The following is a 14,021-nucleotide window of genomic DNA, read 5'->3' on the forward strand; positions in this document are numbered from 1 at the left end:
TCAAACACAATAAATATCATAGTTATCAATTGAACTAACCAATAATTTCTTTGTCCATTCACATAATATAAGAATTTTAAGTAATAAAAAAGTTACTGAAGTCATAATTTTTATGACTACAGTAACTTTTATATATTTAGGTTCTCATAATTCATGCATTTGAACTTCCGTAAATAAATAAGCATATTTACTAAAGAAACAGATAAAGGAATTAAAAAGGCTGTAATAATATACTCTAGCTTAAAGCTTAATACATACTGACCTTTTGGCATCCATATAGTTATATTTAAAAGTTGTGTAACTATAATTGCAATTATAATACCTGTTATAAAACCTAATAAATTTAAAAGAAAGCTTTCTTTAAACAATTTTTTCAAAAGAAAGTTTCTTTTATAGCCAATAGCACGTAAAATAGCAAATTCATTTTTCCTACTAATAAAAATGATATAATTTAAATTTCCAAGAGAAATACTTAAAACTATAATTATAAGGAAATGAAAAATATATATAAAAGAATCCAAACTTTTGATGTAGTCATGAATTTGGCCTTTTACAGTTTTATAATCAGATATTATTATATTGCTGTTTCCTAAAGTTTTAATATGATAAGTAAGATTATTGTTATTTGTAGAAAACATTATGCTGTATTTCAAAGCATTTTCTTTTGAAGTATTAAATTCATTAGAAGTAATTGCAATATTAACTGGACCATCTATAATTCCACACACTATATACTTTTTATCCATTACTATATTCTTTTCAAAACTGCTTGAAATGCTTTGTCCAACTTTAATTTCATTTTGTTTTGCATATTTTAAAGGTAGTATTATTTCATCTTTATTTAAAGAAGGAAGCTTACCTTTAACTAGCTTTAAATTAAATATATTTAAAAGTTTAGAAACATCATTTTGAAAAACATTATAGCTATTGAAGCTGCTGCCACCAAAGGGATTATCATATTGCAAGTGGCCATTGACGCTAATTATTGGAATTATATCCGCTGCAGGGGAATTAGTCTTAATTTCATTAATTACATTACCTGGTATAGGCATTTTTGAATTTGAGGTAACAATAGTAACTTTTTCAGCCATATTTAAATTGTTTAAATTAAGTGCATAATTACTGCTAGATATTAATATTGAAACAAAGTAAACTAAAAATACACTAAAAATCATGGAAATAAAACTTGGTAATATTTTATTTATATTATTTATCAAATATGTTATAGAGGAAAGAGGTTTCATTTTATCACTCTCTTTCTTTGTCAATGCTTTCGATTGTACCATCTAGCATGTTTATGACATGATCTGCATTTTTAAGTATAGAATGATCATGAGTTACAATTATAATCATAGTATCTTTTTTATAATTCTCAAGAAAATTTATAACTTTTTTAGCACTAGTATGATCCAGTGCAGCAGTAGGTTCATCAGCAAAAATTACTTTAGGATCATTTATTAATGCTCTTGCAATTGCAGTTAATTGTCTTTGTCCTACAGAAAGCTGATGAGGCTTTTTATCTGCAAGGTGAGCAATACCAAAGCTATTTAAAATGGAAAAGGCTTTTGCTTTTGAAGTTTTACTGTCATCATTTATTGGAGTTAATACATTTTGCATAACTGTCATATAATCAATTAAAAAATGCCTTTGAAATATAAATCCAAATTCTCTTCTTCGAATATTTTCATTTTCAGAAGGGGAAACTTTGCTGTAATCTAAATCATTATAGTAAACTTTACCAGAGGTAGGAATCTTAAAACCAGCTAAAGCATATAAAAGAGAACTTTTTCCACTGCCAGAAGGTCCCATAATTCCTATAAAGTTTCTTCCATCAAGAGATAAATTTATATTTTTAAGTGCATAAGTTGGTACTTCTTTATCTATATCATAAATTAAATTTACATTTTCCATTTTAAAAAGCATTAAAAATCACCTCTAAGTTTTTTCAATCATATTGATTGGGTCAAGTTTATTAATCATTGAATTTACAGGAATTATTGTAAAAAGAGTTGTAAATAATGGAATATAGGAACATACAATAAATGCTTTTAAATCTAATACTATGCCCAAAGCTCCACAACTTTGAAATATATAATATTTATCTATGTAACTTAAAACAATACCTATAATTAATCCTAAAATATATGAGATAAAATTAACAAGAAAAACTTCAAATATAACATTTTTTAATATTTGTATTTTAGTGTGACCAATGGCATTTAATATACCAAGATCTTCTTTTCTATTTAAAAATTGAACGTATTTAGAACTGCCAACAGTAATTACCATCAAGAAGATAGTTAATATAGTTATAATATCTAATATTTTTGAGAAATCTAAACTTCTTTTTAGTTCAACACTCATAGTATTCATAGTTTCTGGCAGAATTGTGTCTTTAGGCAGAGAATCAACTAATTTACTAACTTCATTAAATTTATTCTTTTTAGGAAATATAACAAGTCCGCCTTTAGATACTATTGAAGTATTATTTTCATAGGAAACAGCATCATTTATTGGTGCTACCGAAACCATATTGTAACCTTTAAGTATACCAACAACTTTATATTTACCATAAAGGCTATCAAGATTGTTTACTATAGACCCTACACTATCTCCAATATGTAAATTCCTATTTTTTGCAACTAAATAATGCACTGCAATTTCATTCTTACCTTCAAGAGGAAGTCTTCCAGAAAGTACAGTAATATTTTGTTTATTTAAAAAATAATTTATATCATTGTTATTTAAAGCTAACACTTCACTATCAGCAGAAATTCCCATAATATTATAGTTTAGTGCATACCATTTAAAAGGAATAATCTTTTCTACATTCACATCTCTTTTTACAGTATTTAAAATATCCTTAGGTATAGAATTTTTACTGCCAAAAGATTTAATTCTAGCATAAGTTTCATATTGGGAAAGATAAAGTTTGTAAAAGGAAACTTCAACTGATTTTATAAAAGTATTAGTTACATATAAAAAAGCTATTACAATAGCAGCTGAAACAATTGAACATATAAAGCTTTTTTTATTACCTCTGTAGTAATTTAAAATAGATATAGGCTTCATAACTTATTCACATCCCTTAAATAATTAAAGCATTTTCTTTATCATAATTGCAGCAGAAGTTCTGTCTGATGTTCCAAGTTTACTATAAATATTACTTATATAGTTTTTGACAGTGCCTTCAGATATAAATAGGGAAGAAGCTATTTGTTTGTTATTAAAGCCCATGGATAACATTTTAGCAATTTCAGTTTCTCTTTCTGAAAGCTCATTAATAACTTTTTTTTCATTTGGTTTAAACTTTGGATTTGACGAAAGACTTTGAACAAGTTTTTTAGCTACAGTTGAAGGAAGCATCATTGAACCTTTGTAAGCATCATTTATTGCTTTTATAAGTTCATCACCTTCAATATCTTTTAATATATAACCTGAAGCACCATAATTTAATGCTTCAATAATATAATCACCATCATTAAATGTAGTCAAAATCAAGATTATAATTTGTGGATATAGAGCTTTAAGCATTTTTGTGCATTTAACACCATCCATTTCAGGCATTCTTATATCCATTAGTATTAAATCAGGAACATTCTGCTTGCAAAACTCAAGTACCTCACTGCCATTTTTTACAGCACCTACTACAGTAAAATTTTCTTCAAGTTCAAGAATGGTTTTTAATCCATCTCTCATTAAAGTTTGATCATCTGCAATCAATATTTTAATATTACTCATAATTCACCTCTTTTACATCCATGTACTTTGGAAAGGATATATATAAACCAAACCCTTCATTAGCCTTTGAAGATACATGAATATTACCATTAAGCTCTAAAATTCTGTCTCTCATGGCTCTAAGACCAAAGCCAGGAGTTATTATATCCGAGCCAATTCCATTGTCTTCGAGAGAAAAAAATATATTTTCATTTTTCTCATATATTTTAAGCAAAAAAGCACTACTTTTACCGTGTTTCATTCCATTAGTGAGACCTTCTAAAAATGCAGAAAGAATAACTTTTTCTTGGGATTTTTCAAAAGATATATTTTCATCTATTTGAGATTTAATAACAACTTCAGAATGCTTTTCTGTTTCTTTTATAATTGAATGTATTTCAGAATAAAAATCAAGTATATCATTACCACTTTCTAAAACGCGTACAGAATTTCTTATATTGTTAAGACCTTTTCTAACCTGACTTTGAGCAAGTCCAAGTTTTTCAAGTGCGGTATCAGTATCTTTATTTATAAGTCTTTTGGAAGCTTCTAGTTGAATCAAAACTGTAGTTAAAGTATGTCCAACAGTATCATGTATGTCTCTTGCTATTCTATTTCTTTCCTTTAATGCAGTCATAGCTTCCACACGTTCATAAGCTAACTTAAGATTAGCATAAAGTAAGTCTTTTTCTAGCTTTTTTATTGTAATGTCTCTTAAATTATCTTCTATAATACTTGTTTGCTTTAAAAGATAATTTATAAGAAAAAATATTATATAAACAACAATAAAAATTGGCAAAGCTATAAGAATATAAGTAACAGCTTTACTAATATCATAATATAATTTATTTAAAATGGAAACACAGCACATTATATACATTATAAAAAGTGAAATAATCCCAATATTAAATTTTTCATTTACAACAATATCTTCCAGTAGAAACAAATAAAGACTTGTTGATAAAAAACTAGAGTCAAATTTATTAATGAAAAATATAAGACTTACTTCAAAGAAATAAATAAAAAAATTTAATAAGGTTAGTTTTCTATTCTTATTATACAAACCATGAAGAAAAAAAGTGTTTATAGAGTAAAAAGCTAAAAATATAAAATATAATGACAACAGCATAATCCAGTTTGAAACATTATATATTGAACTGGCTATCATAACTAATGTGAAAGCACAGTAATTTATACATGTTATAATATTTTTAGATTTACTCACCATTAATTTTCACCTCATAAAGTTTACTAATATAAATTATATCATAATTAAAATTTTAAGTTTTTACTAAGGTTATTCTAGTTTCTATAAAGAATAGTAACGTTATCAGATATATTTGAAAAATAGTAAATAAAATTAAAATTTTGCTATTGACTTAAAGTGCACTTTAAGTGATATTATTTTGTTATTGGGAGACAAGATAGTATAAATGATCATTTAAGGCAACATAAGGAAAGTGGGAGGAATTTTAGCTTGGAATTGGAAATAAGTGAAGTATCAAAGATAACTAAATTAAAAGCACATACCCTTAGGTATTATGAGGATATTGGATTAATTAGAGATATAAAGAGAAATTCTGCAGGAAAAAGAGTTTACAGTGAACAGGACTTAAAATGGCTTGAGGTAATAAACAGGCTTAGGGCAACAGGAATGAATATAGCTAAGATGAAAGAATATGCAAACTTAAGGCATATGGGAGATGAAACTATTACAGAAAGAAAGAATATTATGGAAGAACATTTAAAATTTATAGAACAGCAAATTGAAAAATTGCTAGAAGCAAAGGATTATGTTGCAAGAAAAGTTCAAATTTATAGTGAGATGGAGGAAAAAATTAATGAAAGAAGAGACTAGATTAGAAAGAGGATATAGAAAATTACAAGAAATTGATGGAAAAGCAGGTGAAGAGGTAAAAAATAGTTTAAATGATATATCGCCTGATTTGGTAAAATATATGATTGAATATTCCTTTGGAGACATATATTCAAGGGATGGATTGGATTTAAAATCAAAGGAAATTGCTGTTGTTGCATCACTAACAGCACTTGGAAATGCAGAGCCTCAATTAAAGGTTCATATAAATGGAGCGCTAAATGTTGGATGTACGATCAATGATATAAAAGAAATAATACTTCAAATGTCAGCATATTCTGGTTTTCCAACATGCATAAATGCTATGAATGCATTAAAGGATGTTTTAAGTGAACGTGAAAAACAAGGAATAAAAGATTCTATAGGGGAGGAGGCAACAAATAAAATTTCTCCTGAGGATAGATATGAGGTTGGTGCAGCTGAACTTTCAGAATTAGATGGCAATCAAGTAGAAATTCTTGAAAATGCATATAATAATTTTTCACCAGATCTTGTGAAATTAGTAGTGCAAAGTTATGCAGATATTATTTCAAGAAATAATTTAAATAAGAGATATAGGCAAATTGCTACTATTGCTGCATTAACTGCTTTAGGCAATGCTAAGTCTCAATTAAAATTTCATATTAATGCAGGACTTAATATAGGGTTAACAGCTGATGATGTAAAGGAAATAATGCTCTTAATGACAATTTATGCTGGTTTTCCATCTGCCATAAATGGGACAAATATTTTAAAAGAAGTGTTACATGAAAGAAAATAATTTAAAAGGATTAAAGAGCCTCAGTCTTATGAAAATTAAACACTGGGGCTTTTTTATTAATCATCAATTTCATTGTAAAATTTAATTGCTTCATTTAGATGACCAATTTTAAAGTCAGGCCAAAAATATTTAGTGATCCACAGCTTTGCTTTTGCAGACTGCCAAAGTAAAAAATTACTTATTCTCCTTTCACCACTTGTTCTAATGATTAAATCAACATCTGGCAATCCAGAAGTGTACATATAGCTATTAATTAGAGTTTCATCTATTTTATCATTCCTAAGATTTTCATTATTCATATCAGAAATAATACTTTTAACAGCATTTGTCATTTCTGAGCGGCTTCCATAATTTAGTGCAACATTTAATACCATACCAGAATTATTTTCTGTTAGCTTTTCTGTTTTTTTAATTTCATTTATCAGTTTAGAAGAAAGACTATCCATATTGCCTATATGTTTTACTTTAACATTTTTTCCAACTTCATTTTGTAATTTTATAAAAAACTCTATAAAAAGATTCATTAAGAAATTTACTTCTTGTTTTGAGCGATTCCAGTTTTCAGTAGAAAAAACGTAAAAAGTTAATACTTCAACTCCTAATTCTGAGCAAGCTTTAGTGATGGTTTTAATTGGATCTGTACCAGCTTTATGCCCTAAATAGCGTGGTAAGCCTTTTTCTTTGGCCCATCTTCCATTTCCATCACAAATTATAGCAATATGTTTTGGAATTTTAATATTATTGTCATTTAATAAACCCTTTATTGAATTATCCATTTTTTTCTCCTATTCTATCTTCAAAATTTTTAATTATTATGTATTTTGTAAGGAAGTAGCATATTACATTGTAATTATTGCCTTTGATTGTATATTTTAGTTCAGTTAACCTAATTATAGAAATTATAACACATTATCTATATTATAACTCAATCGTTTTGCTTTATATAAACAGAGTAGATTTTATGTTTATTTTTCAGATAGATGTAACAGGAATCAATAAAAAATAAGGGGACATAATACAAAATATAACTAATATACAGGAGGACAATATAATGAAAAAAATAGATGAAGCAATTGACAGAATTAAGACGCTTGAATGTGCAACAGGAAATTTAGAAAATAGAATTGTTGGAATATTAGAGGAGTATGGGGTTGCAGATAGAAGTAAAATAGACATAAATAGAAATAGCAATTTTGATACGGATGAAGCACAAGGATATAAAGTAAAAATAGAAGGTGAACCAGGGTCCATTGTAGTAGTAGCTAAATCTGGATATGATGATTATGTAGCAGAGGTTATAGATGCTTACAGCAAATCATAGATAATTAGATATAATACAATTTAAATGTAGGCAACATATTAGCATTTTTTGATTACTAGTATGCTGTCTTTTTTAGTTTATCAATTTGCCCATATTTGAATAGTATTATGTATTATGATAGGATAATTTATAATAACCTGATTTTGTTAGGTAATAAGATGAACTTAAGTAAAATGATAAAGATATTTTATGTGAAGTTGGAGATGTTAAGTATTGAAGGAAAAGATATTAATTGTAGATGATGAAGAAGATATAATTTCGTTTTTAAAGGATTCGCTTCAAGAGGATGATTATGAAGTTTTTGTGGCATATAGTGGTATAGAAGCTGTTGAAAAGGCAAAGCTTAATCCTGATTTAATATTGCTGGATGTTATGATGCCAGGTAAAAATGGATATGAAGTATGTAGAGAAATAAGAGATATAGTGAATTGTCCTATTATCTTTTTAACTGCAAAGAGTGAAGAGGAAGATTTAATTACAGGTTTAGGAGTAGGTGGAGATGATTACATTTCCAAGCCCTTTAGCTTAAGACAATTAAAAGCAAGAATAAGTGCACATTTAAGGAGAGACCAAAGAAGCTTTAATAATGAAAATAGAGTAAATTTATATTTTGAAAATTTAAATATAGATTTAAAAGGAAGAACTATTTTTTGTATGGGTGAAGTTATTCCTTTGACTAAAAAGGAATTTGGAGTAATAGAGCTTTTAGCAGTAAATTGTGGACAAGTATTTTCCAAGGAACAAATATATGAAAAGATATGGGGTTATGATGCAGAGGGGGATTCAGCAACAGTGGCAGAACATATAAAGAAGATACGATATAAATTGAAAAAATATGATAAAGATAGAGAATATATTTCTACTGTATGGGGGGTAGGATATAAGTGGGAAAAGTAAAATTTTTTTGAGTGATAATGAAAAATTGTTTGATATTTAAAAACCGTGAAATATAGGGCTAATGTCCTAATTTCATGGTTTTTTTATGCACTTCTGTTTTTGGTAATAGTTTTCTATGAATTAAATTTTTTTTAAAAACTTTATAAAAAGTTTAAAAATGAATTTTAAAATTAAAGAGCAGTAAAGAAAAGATTGGTAATTTTGAATTTATAGGAGGCAATTAATATGTTAAACAAGAAAATTGAAGTCAAAAATGTTACTAAAAAAATAGGAAAGAGAACTATACTAGATGGAGTTTCTTTTGATATATACGAAGGAGATATATGTGGTTTTATAGGTCCAAATGGGGCAGGAAAAACTACCTTAATAAGAGTTATAACAAATTTGATATCGCCTACAGAAGGTGAAGTAAGTGTAGCTGGAGTAAATGTTAATGAAAATAGAAAAACTGCACTTACTAAGCTTGGAGCAATTGTTGAAGAACCCATATTTTTCTCATATATGACAGGCAGGCAAAACTTAAAAAATTTAGCTATGCTAAATCCTGATATGTCAAAAGAGGAACAAAAAGAAAAAGTAGAAGAAGTATTAAAAATAGTTGATCTTGAAGATAGGGGCGATGATAAGGTTAAGACTTATTCTTTGGGAATGAAGCAGAGACTAGGAATTGCTCAAGCACTTTTAAATAATCCAGAAGTAGTTATTTTAGATGAACCAGCCAATGGACTTGATCCTATAGGAATGAGAGATTTAAGAAATCTTATTTTGAAACTTAGAGAAGAGAAAAATATAACTTTCTTTATATCAAGCCATCTTTTAGATGAACTTCAGCAAATGTGTAATAGATTTATTGCAATAAATAAAGGAAAAATTATATGGCAGGGAAGTAAGGAAAATTTATTAAAAAATACAGGAGAAGGCGGAAGATTAGAAGATGCATTTATAAACTTAGTAAGTGGCTATTAAGGAGGAAGAAGGATGAAACAATTATTTTTGAGTGAATGGCAGAGAATGTGGAAACGAAAATCAACATGGCTTTGTTTTGGGTTAGTACCTATAATATTGTTTAACTTTGTTAAATATTATCTTAAATTAAACCTTAAATTTACATCAAGCAGTACTAAATATACTACATTTTTAAATTTTCCAAGTACAGTGCTTCAAATGAATCTTACTCTATTTTTTAACATCATAGCTATCTTGTTAATAATCATATCTATAACTAGTGAATATAGAACAGGTGAGCTTAGAATGATTATGATAAGAGCAGTATCCTTTAAGGATATAATAAAGGCAAAATTTTTGGCAATTGTAAGCATGCTGTTTTTGTTATTAACTAGTCATTTAATTATAAGTTATATACTAGGGTACTTATTTCTTCCACATGAAAAAGTTAAATTTAGAACTTATAATTATGCTTTTACACTAAATGAAGCAGTTTTATACAATTTTAAGTATTACATTATTGCGTTTATAACGCTTATTGCTGCAGCTGCAGTTATTATGGTTATATGCATAAATTGCAGGACAACTACAGGAGCAGTTGGAGGAAGTTTAACTTTCATAGCAGCATCAGCATTATATCCAACTATGTATTCAGTATTTACAAATAAGGTAAGTGAAATAGTAGACCTTTCATCCTTAGTGTCAATTCAAGACCACGGTATATTAATTATACTTGCACAAAATCCAAAGGATATAGGGTTAATAATATTTATAATTGCTTTGTATATAGGAGTATTTTACTTGATTGCAGTTAATTTGTTTAATGATAAGGATTGTTATATTTAGGGAGGAATTATTATGAAAAGATTGATAGAAGCTGAAGTTCAAAGAATATGGATTAATAAAAAAACAAGAATATTATTAATGCTCATTATAGTAGATACAATACTTAGTTGTATATTTAGATTAAAGTGTCCAAGTGGTTCTTATGATGCAAAAAATTATACGGTAGCGTTGAACTCACTAAATTTTTCACCTTTTATATATCAGGAAGTTAGTTTAGTTTTATTGTATATAGCATTACCAATTATATTTATTGATTCAATAAATTATGAACAAATTACAGGAGCTTTTAGAATGTATATGATAAGGCCTTACAAAAAATATGAATTTATGATATCAAAATGGATAAGCTTAGCATTAACTACATTTATATTAATGTTTATAGTATTTGCAATTAGTACCATTTTTGGATATTTGTTTATGCCTAAGGTGTCAACTGTTACCTTCTATAATATACAGCATAAATTTAATGCATTAGGTGCCTTATTATACATTGCAAAATTTTATATGATACAGTTTCTAGTGTTATTAAGCATTCTTTCTATAGCATCTATTATTTCAGTGATAATATCTAATTCTGTAATTTCTATTTTATCTGTAATTGGATCAATTGCAATTTTAACACATTTTACAAATGTATTTGAGTTCTTATGGAAAAATGTGAAATATGGATTTTACACTTTAGGTCATACAGTACCTGTAAGTGAGCATATTGCTGTATTGGCTTTAATTGTGTGTGGGCTTTTTATGGGAATAGAAATATGGATAAAAAAAGACTACCTCTATTAAGGTGAAATATGAAAGGTTGGAGGTATGATGTAAATGAAGAAAATAGTAACTATAATACTTTGTGCTCTAATTTTAATTTTTGGAGTTTTCGTAGTAAATAATCAATATGAAGAATATAAAAAGGTTAAAGTTGTAGAGGCTTTAAAAAGTAAAAAAGTAGATATAAACACAGTAAAAGCAGGAAATGATTTTAAAGATTTAATGCCTCTTAAAAGTGTACTAAAGAATAAGCGAATTATAGCAATGGGAGAGGCTACTCATGGAACAAAGGAATTCTTTCAAATGAAACATAAAATGCTTGAATTTTTAGTTGAAGAAATGGGATATAATGTTTTTGGAATAGAAGCATGTATGAGTAACTGTATGGCTGTTAATGATTATGTTCTATATGGAAAAGGGGATGCTGAGAAGGTTGTAGGTGGAATGGGATTTTGGACATGGGATACGAAAGAAGTAGTAGATATGGTAAAATGGATGAGGGAATATAATAAAAATCATGATAAAAAAGTTAAGTTTTATGGTTTTGATATGCAATCATCTGATATAGCAGCAGCAAAGGTTACAGAATACTTGAAAAAAGTAGATCCAGTTTATGAAAGTCAAATAGATAGTGTACTTGAAAAGTTTAGAAGTCCAAATGTATTTGATAATAAAGATGTACAGCTTCCAGGAGATAAAGTTAAAGAAATAATCAATATAATGGAAAAAAACAAAAATGATTATATTAACAAATCATCTAAAGAAGATTATGAACTTTATAAACAAAATTTAAATATTATATATCAAGCTTATGATATGCTTCATGGAAAACAAAGTGATGCTGAAAGGGAGAATAAGAGAGATAAATATATGGCTGAAAATGTTAAATGGATATTAGATTTTGAAGGACAGGATGCAAAAATTATGCTTTGGGCACATAATACACATGTAGACAAGCAGGAAGATAATTTAAATAATGAGGATTATAATGTAAAAAGAATGGGAGCAAATTTGTATGATATGTACAAGGACAAATTATATGTTATTGGGTTTCAATTTAATGAAGGAAGTGCCATAGCAGTGGACAAAACTTCTAAGCCTAATGCCCTTAAAAAATGTACACTTAAAGCAGCAAACAAAGAATCAGCACCATGTATTTTATCTAAAGTTAGTCCTTTATTTTTTATAGATTTTAAAACAGCAGCAGAAAATAGATACATTAAGGATTTTATATCGTCATCACAAAGTTGTCGTGATTTTGGTGCTGATTTCAATGGAGATGATAAAAGCTATGTAAATACTACTTTAAATGAAAGTTATGATGGTTTGATATATATAGACAAGACAACTCATTCTGAACCAAATTATTTGATTCCAAACTAATAGAGGTAGGGTTTAAATGAAAAATATTACTTTTAAAAGACGATTTATTTTTTCTATATTATCAGTATTAATTTTGAGCATGCTGTTTACTTTTGTAGGAATTTATATAGACTTAAAGTTAACAGAAAAAAACATAATATTAAGATCAAATTATTATGAATCCATTGTACCAGATATTGAAAAGTATATAAGTGAAAATAAGGATAGAGTTTTAAATAAGAATTTTAAAGGCAATTTGGAAAAAATAATTCCCCTTCAAGGCATAGAATATGAAGTTGTGGATTCAAGAGGAGAGTTATTATATGGTTACTTTAAAGAAAGTATAGTAAATACTCCAGTTAAATTAAGAAAAGAACCTGAAATTGATAAAAGCAGCACACCAAAGATGATAAAATATGTACCTATTATATATAATAATAAAATACAAGGAATGGTTATTTTTAAGTATTATTTAAGAAGTAGTGCTTCTAACCCTAAATATAATTGGATAGTTAAGTATTCAGAAAATATAATGCTTTTATCTCCATTTATATATATTATAATTTTCACTGCTATTTTTGCATCCAGGCTTAATAAAAAATTAAAAATACCCTTAAAGCAGCTTATGGATGGTGCTGAAAAAATAAAAAATAAAGATTTAGATTTTACTATAAATTACAACAGTAAAGACGAATTAGGAAGACTTTGTAAATCCTTTGAGGAAATGAGATCTGAGCTTAAAAAATCTTTAAATCATCAGTGGCAAATGGAACAAGAAAGAAAAGAAATGGTATCTGCCATTGCCCATGATTTAAAAACACCAATTACTATAATTAAAGGTCATGTTGAAGGTCTTATAGATAGTAAAAGATTTGATGAAGATAAGGTTTATAGATACTTAAATTTAATTGATAACAATGCAGATAGAATGACTAAATTAATAGAAAAAATGAATATTTTAACTAAAATTGAAAAGTCGGATTTTACTCTTAAATATAAAAAATGTAACATAATTGAATTTATAAATGAAAAGTCTTTTGATTACAATATACTTGCAGAAGATAAAAAAATAAGTTTTAAATGTATAATTAATGATGAAAGAACAAGCAAAGCTTTAGTAAGTATGGATTGTTATGCACTATCTGAAATATTGGATAATTTAATTTCTAATAGTTTAAGATTTACTAAAGAAGGAGGAAATATAGAACTTAATTTAAATTTAACTGAAGAAAAAATGGCTCTTTGTATTTCAGATACGGGATGTGGATTTTCAAAAAAAGATACTCTCAATATTTTCAAAAAATTTTATCAAGGGGATGAATCAAGATCAAAGGAAAAGGGACATTCAGGGCTTGGGCTATATATAGTAAAAGCTTTAGTGGATAAATTTAATGGAAAAATTGAAGCTGAGAATAATGAAAAAGGTGGAGCTGTAGTCAAAGTTAATATTAAATTAATATAAAAAGTAAAAACTAACAAGGGTTTAATTTCCTATGTTAGTTTTTATTTTTTATATTTTAAATACTTAG

Annotated in this window: 15 protein-coding genes; 9 read left to right on the plus strand and 6 right to left on the minus strand. The window is 27.1% G+C overall.

What is annotated here, in order from left to right; translation table 11 throughout:
• Positions 1-128: 128 nt before the first annotated feature.
• The 5 genes from Ccar_RS06780 to Ccar_RS06800 are packed head-to-tail and all read right to left on the minus strand — an operon-like array spanning position 129 to position 4,948.
• The gene (locus tag Ccar_RS06780; RefSeq protein WP_007065182.1) at positions 129-1,244 is read right to left on the minus strand and encodes an ABC transporter permease; all 1,116 of its coding nucleotides are present in this window, start codon (positions 1,242-1,244) and stop codon (positions 129-131) included.
• Between the two features lie 4 nt (positions 1,245-1,248).
• Positions 1,249-1,923: an ABC transporter ATP-binding protein gene (locus Ccar_RS06785; RefSeq protein ID WP_007065183.1), complete on the minus strand. Its 675-nt coding sequence runs from the start codon at positions 1,921-1,923 to the stop codon at positions 1,249-1,251.
• A gap of 12 nt (positions 1,924-1,935) precedes the next feature.
• Positions 1,936-3,072, minus strand: coding sequence for an FtsX-like permease family protein (locus Ccar_RS06790; RefSeq protein ID WP_007061306.1), 1,137 nt, complete (start codon positions 3,070-3,072; stop codon positions 1,936-1,938).
• A 24-nt stretch (positions 3,073-3,096) separates the two neighbouring features.
• Positions 3,097-3,741, minus strand: a complete 645-nt coding sequence (locus Ccar_RS06795) for a response regulator (protein ID WP_007061305.1) — start codon at positions 3,739-3,741, stop codon at positions 3,097-3,099.
• Positions 3,734-4,948, minus strand: coding sequence for a sensor histidine kinase (locus tag Ccar_RS06800; RefSeq protein WP_007061304.1), 1,215 nt, complete (start codon positions 4,946-4,948; stop codon positions 3,734-3,736). The genes Ccar_RS06795 and Ccar_RS06800 overlap by 8 nt, the downstream gene beginning before the upstream one ends.
• Positions 4,949-5,197: 249 nt before the next feature.
• Between Ccar_RS06800 and Ccar_RS06805 the strand changes: the two genes are divergently transcribed.
• A complete protein-coding gene (locus Ccar_RS06805; RefSeq protein WP_007061303.1) occupies positions 5,198-5,578 on the plus strand; it encodes a MerR family transcriptional regulator in 381 nt (126 codons plus the stop codon).
• Entirely contained in the window at positions 5,562-6,356 is a 795-nt protein-coding gene (locus tag Ccar_RS06810; RefSeq protein ID WP_007061302.1) for a carboxymuconolactone decarboxylase family protein, read from the plus strand. Before Ccar_RS06805 ends, Ccar_RS06810 begins: the two co-directional genes overlap by 17 nt.
• A gap of 56 nt (positions 6,357-6,412) precedes the next feature.
• Here Ccar_RS06810 and uppS read toward each other — a convergent pair whose 3' ends face one another.
• A complete protein-coding gene (gene uppS, locus Ccar_RS06815) occupies positions 6,413-7,132 on the minus strand; it encodes a polyprenyl diphosphate synthase (protein ID WP_007061301.1) in 720 nt (239 codons plus the stop codon).
• 275 nt (positions 7,133-7,407) lie between these two features.
• On the opposite strand from uppS, the gene Ccar_RS06820 reads away from it, so the two are divergent.
• The 7 genes from Ccar_RS06820 (at position 7,408) to Ccar_RS06850 (ending at position 13,954) form a co-directional block, all read left to right on the plus strand.
• A complete protein-coding gene (locus Ccar_RS06820) occupies positions 7,408-7,677 on the plus strand; it encodes a hypothetical protein (RefSeq protein WP_007061300.1) in 270 nt (89 codons plus the stop codon).
• A 213-nt stretch (positions 7,678-7,890) separates the two neighbouring features.
• Positions 7,891-8,574: a response regulator transcription factor gene (locus Ccar_RS06825; RefSeq protein ID WP_007061299.1), complete on the plus strand. Its 684-nt coding sequence runs from the start codon at positions 7,891-7,893 to the stop codon at positions 8,572-8,574.
• A gap of 225 nt (positions 8,575-8,799) precedes the next feature.
• Complete coding sequence (locus Ccar_RS06830; RefSeq protein ID WP_007061298.1) at positions 8,800-9,540, plus strand: ABC transporter ATP-binding protein; 741 nt, start codon at positions 8,800-8,802, stop codon at positions 9,538-9,540.
• A 12-nt stretch (positions 9,541-9,552) separates the two neighbouring features.
• The gene (locus Ccar_RS06835; protein WP_007061297.1) at positions 9,553-10,365 is read left to right on the plus strand and encodes an ABC transporter permease; all 813 of its coding nucleotides are present in this window, start codon (positions 9,553-9,555) and stop codon (positions 10,363-10,365) included.
• A gap of 12 nt (positions 10,366-10,377) precedes the next feature.
• Entirely contained in the window at positions 10,378-11,151 is a 774-nt protein-coding gene (locus Ccar_RS06840; RefSeq protein ID WP_007061296.1) for an ABC transporter permease, read from the plus strand.
• Positions 11,152-11,184: 33 nt separating this feature from the next.
• Entirely contained in the window at positions 11,185-12,513 is a 1,329-nt protein-coding gene (locus Ccar_RS06845) for an erythromycin esterase family protein (RefSeq protein ID WP_007061295.1), read from the plus strand.
• Positions 12,514-12,529: 16 nt separating this feature from the next.
• Positions 12,530-13,954, plus strand: coding sequence for a HAMP domain-containing sensor histidine kinase (locus Ccar_RS06850; protein WP_007061294.1), 1,425 nt, complete (start codon positions 12,530-12,532; stop codon positions 13,952-13,954).
• Positions 13,955-14,021: the final 67 nt, after the last annotated feature.

This window comes from Clostridium carboxidivorans P7 (genome assembly GCF_001038625.1).
Classification (GTDB): Bacteria; Bacillota; Clostridia; order Clostridiales; family Clostridiaceae; genus Clostridium_AM; species Clostridium_AM carboxidivorans.

Coding starts and splice junctions, on each gene's coding strand:
- Ccar_RS06845 (WP_007061295.1), top strand. CDS start 11,185: ATGAAGAAAATAGTAACTATAATACTTTGTGCTCTAATTTTAATTTTT.
- Ccar_RS06810 (WP_007061302.1), top strand. CDS start 5,562: ATGAAAGAAGAGACTAGATTAGAAAGAGGATATAGAAAATTACAAGAA.
- Ccar_RS06830 (WP_007061298.1), top strand. CDS start 8,800: ATGTTAAACAAGAAAATTGAAGTCAAAAATGTTACTAAAAAAATAGGA.
- Ccar_RS06820 (WP_007061300.1), top strand. CDS start 7,408: ATGAAAAAAATAGATGAAGCAATTGACAGAATTAAGACGCTTGAATGT.
- Ccar_RS06795 (WP_007061305.1), bottom strand. CDS start 3,741: ATGAGTAATATTAAAATATTGATTGCAGATGATCAAACTTTAATGAGA.
- Ccar_RS06780 (WP_007065182.1), bottom strand. CDS start 1,244: ATGAAACCTCTTTCCTCTATAACATATTTGATAAATAATATAAATAAA.
- Ccar_RS06785 (WP_007065183.1), bottom strand. CDS start 1,923: ATGCTTTTTAAAATGGAAAATGTAAATTTAATTTATGATATAGATAAA.
- Ccar_RS06840 (WP_007061296.1), top strand. CDS start 10,378: ATGAAAAGATTGATAGAAGCTGAAGTTCAAAGAATATGGATTAATAAA.
- Ccar_RS06835 (WP_007061297.1), top strand. CDS start 9,553: ATGAAACAATTATTTTTGAGTGAATGGCAGAGAATGTGGAAACGAAAA.
- Ccar_RS06790 (WP_007061306.1), bottom strand. CDS start 3,072: ATGAAGCCTATATCTATTTTAAATTACTACAGAGGTAATAAAAAAAGC.
- Ccar_RS06800 (WP_007061304.1), bottom strand. CDS start 4,948: ATGGTGAGTAAATCTAAAAATATTATAACATGTATAAATTACTGTGCT.
- Ccar_RS06850 (WP_007061294.1), top strand. CDS start 12,530: ATGAAAAATATTACTTTTAAAAGACGATTTATTTTTTCTATATTATCA.
- uppS (WP_007061301.1), bottom strand. CDS start 7,132: ATGGATAATTCAATAAAGGGTTTATTAAATGACAATAATATTAAAATT.